The following is a 3,093-nucleotide window of genomic DNA, read 5'->3' as shown; positions in this document are numbered from 1 at the left end:
CGGCAATGACACACCGGAAACTGACTAAAGGAGCGACACGATGAAAGAACCGTATACCGCCGCCACGCTGGCGGCCACGCAGTCAGAAATCCCGGGCCTGACGCCGGGCCTGGCAGAAAGTCTGGCGACCCTGACGGAGCTGGGAAAGCACCGCCTCAGCGCCCGCGAGGAGCACGAGCACCTGCGGCTCACGCTACACGACATGGCGCAGCAGATTGCCGATACCGTGCAGGACAGCGCACTGCCGCTGTCCTCGTTTCGCGCGTGGATTGTGGCGAGCCATATCGTGCACGCGCAGTTCGGCAGCCGGGGCGAGGTGATCTGGGGGCGGGCGAGCGGCGCACTGGCGGCACGCCTGACGGATATCAGCCTCCGCATGGAGCCCGACGACACACAGACGTAAAAAAGGCAGGGTTGCCCCTGCCTTCTCAACGGTCGCCAGACGCAACTGGCGACCTCATCAAAACCCTGACTCAGGAGAGTTATATGAATTTTGACCCGCAAATCGTCGCACAGGCGCAGGCGTTTGTAAAAAGCTTTAACAGCGGTCGCGGCGTGCGCGTCCCGAAAATGACGTTCAGCAGCTGGCCGCATTTCATGCGCGCCGTGCGTCAGCAGCTGGAGGTACAGTCATGAGCGTACAAAACACACTGTCCCCGGACGCGGCGCAGCAAAAGGTGACGCAGGCCGACATTACGCGTGCGCTGGGCGATTTCTGCTTTATCCGCCTGGACAACGGCGACGAAGCCTTTTATTACAACGGATTCTGGCTCACCGGTGCGGATGGCGAGAGTAACGAACCGTCGGTGCTGGGGCTCGCACAGCGCACCGCCCGGGCGGGCAACAAGCATCTGCGCTGCGTCGAGCTGCCGGTGCCGGAGGACAAAGAGTGGTGCTGGGATGACGTGGTCACAGAACTGGCGTGCTGCGCCGTCACGCGCGAGCTGCGCGGCGAGCTGATTGTGACCGGCAGCGAAACCCGATACGGGAGGGGTATCCACATCGGCAACGATCCGCTGCTGAGCGACATTAACAGCAACCTGTGGTTCCCGCTCAACCCGGCGGAGGACTGGTTTACGGGCATCGAGCGCGTGCTGATGATGAACGGCGTGGCGGAGAACGTGGTGCGCATTGAATCGCTGCGCGACTGCGCGGCGTACCATGACTGGAAGGTGGTCTATAACCGGAAGGTCACAGACTAGAACGAAAAAAGGCAGGGGAGGAGACCCCCCTGCCTGATTCCACCGCCCGCTACGGCAGTGCCGGGCGGTTTTACAGCTGACTTTGGGGGAACTTCCGGTGTTCCCGATGAAAACTATAGCACTGGCCATCTTTAAGTGGCAAAACACCTGCAGAACATTTTAATTTCAATGCTGCCTGACCGCGCAGCGCGCGAGGAGACGATGATGAGTTTTTTGATGCTGGGTTCCCTGCTGAGCCTGGGTTATGCGCTGGCCTTCCGGTTCGTGGTGCCGGGCGATATAAGCCAGACATACTGGTGCGGCTACGCGATGTGCTTCGTGCTGGCGCGCCTGCTGGCCTCAAAGCACCCACAGCCCGCAGGTGACTGGGCAGTGATTAAACTCCTTGCGCTGACCGTTCCGGTGGGCGGCGTGTTTCTGTGCGTGTGGGGCGCAATGACCCTGCTGGCTGACCCGGCGGCGGGCGGACCGGCAGGCGCTGACATGCTGTACTCTGCATCCCACGGGCTGCTGCTGCCGCTTTTGGCCATGATAATGGGTGCGGCCATCGTGGCGGTTTCGCTGTACCGCTTCAGGACGCGCGCGCAGGGATAAACCCCGCGGCTATGCCGGTAAAAACCCTGTGCTGACGCACCGGCTTTCTTCCGTCGCGTGCGCTTACTCATGTGAGACAGACGTCGATCTGTCCTGCTCTCTTTGCTCCTGCTGCTGTGCTTCTGCCATTTTCCTCCTGAAATAATACACACCCGCACGTCACGGGCCATGGCCCCCTTCGGCTCCCCGGCAAGCCGGGTCGTCGAGCCCTACTCCGCTAACCGGCAGAGCCGGCAAGCTCCGCCGGACCGCGAGGGACCGCGTTCCGGGCCTGCGGCTAGGGTCTGATGGCTGAGGTCAACCCCTGCAGCGGGCTCGCGCCCGCGCGTTCACTGGCCACGAAAAGCCGTGGCCGCTAAGGCCCGGACCGGCAAAGCCGTCCGGGGTGCATTCCTGCTCATCCCACCCCCGTCTGCGCATGTTACGGCCAGTCCGTTGCGGAGGGCTGGTCGTAGCACCGCCGGTTCGTGCAGAAAGGGGTGAAGTGCACGCCGCCAAAAACTTTTTGCCAGATGCCGCAAAAACTTTTCGTCGTCGCCCCTTTATGCCCTCTCTTCGTCGTTGCTCCTTTGCCCTTCGCCGCAACGAACTCACCGAAACATGGTTTCAGCAACCGACAACAGGAGAACCAGCATGAACACACAGAACGTCAAAACCGCCGCTGCCGAATCTACCGAAACATGGGTGAAGGGACAGGAAAGCATCGACCTGAGCCCGGCTCAGTTTGTGGACCTGTACCGCTGGATCCGTGCGAATGGGGAGTTTACCGGCGTGGCAGGCGTACACAGTGCCGTACTGGCCGGACTGGTGCTGATTGAGGAGCCCACCCCGGAGCCGGAAGCCCTGAAGATTTATGTCCACAAAGGCTATCCCGCAGCCGTCCAGGAATACGACACCGGATTTGTGGTCGTCCGGGAGTATTACGCCGCCGCTGCGGCCGGGAACTGATCCCGGTCAGAAAACAGATTTATTTCAACCTCTTTCTCAATATAAGGAATCTGATTATGGTCCGTTTTGCTACCCGCTACGCTGCCCCGACCTCCGTACGTAAAAATCACCCGCTGAGCAATGACGAATTAATGCGCGTCGTGCCGAGCGCATTTTCCGAAGAGAAACATGACTCGCGCTCAGACCGTTATACCTATATTCCGACCGTTACACTGCTGGATAAACTGCGCGAGGAAGGCTTTCAGCCTTATTTTGCGAGCCAGTCCCGCGTGCGCGACCCGGAGCGCCGCGACTTTACCAAACACATGATCCGCCTGCGCCGGGGAAATAATAACGGCGGCGGGGAAGT

General features: G+C 60.7%; 6 protein-coding genes. All 6 read left to right on the top strand.

Annotated elements, in window-relative coordinates; genetic code table 11:
• Window positions 1–40: 40 nt before the first annotated feature.
• Window positions 41–403, top strand: a complete 363-nt coding sequence (locus CBW22_RS25755) for a hypothetical protein (protein WP_059012508.1) — start codon at window positions 41–43, stop codon at window positions 401–403.
• 83 nt (window positions 404–486) lie between these two features.
• Window positions 487–636, top strand: a complete 150-nt coding sequence (locus CBW22_RS26895; RefSeq protein WP_059012506.1) for a hypothetical protein — start codon at window positions 487–489, stop codon at window positions 634–636.
• Window positions 633–1,202 carry a hypothetical protein gene (locus CBW22_RS25745; RefSeq protein ID WP_088518250.1) on the top strand — a complete coding sequence of 190 codons (570 nt, stop codon included), beginning with the start codon at window positions 633–635 and terminating at the stop codon, window positions 1,200–1,202. Before CBW22_RS26895 ends, CBW22_RS25745 begins: the two co-directional genes overlap by 4 nt.
• A gap of 201 nt (window positions 1,203–1,403) precedes the next feature.
• On the top strand, window positions 1,404–1,796 hold the full coding sequence (locus CBW22_RS25740; protein ID WP_141097393.1) for a hypothetical protein: 393 nt from the start codon (window positions 1,404–1,406) through the stop codon (window positions 1,794–1,796).
• A gap of 633 nt (window positions 1,797–2,429) precedes the next feature.
• The gene (locus tag CBW22_RS25735; protein ID WP_088518248.1) at window positions 2,430–2,744 is read left to right on the top strand and encodes a hypothetical protein; all 315 of its coding nucleotides are present in this window, start codon (window positions 2,430–2,432) and stop codon (window positions 2,742–2,744) included.
• Window positions 2,745–2,800: 56 nt separating this feature from the next.
• On the top strand, window positions 2,801–3,093 hold a 293-nt coding region (locus tag CBW22_RS25730), incomplete at its 3' end, for a DUF932 domain-containing protein (RefSeq protein WP_141097392.1).

The organism is Pantoea sp. VS1, assembly GCF_002207995.1.
GTDB lineage: Bacteria > Pseudomonadota > Gammaproteobacteria > Enterobacterales > Enterobacteriaceae > Pantoea > Pantoea dispersa.
This window is presented reverse-complemented; position numbering and strand designations above follow the sequence as displayed.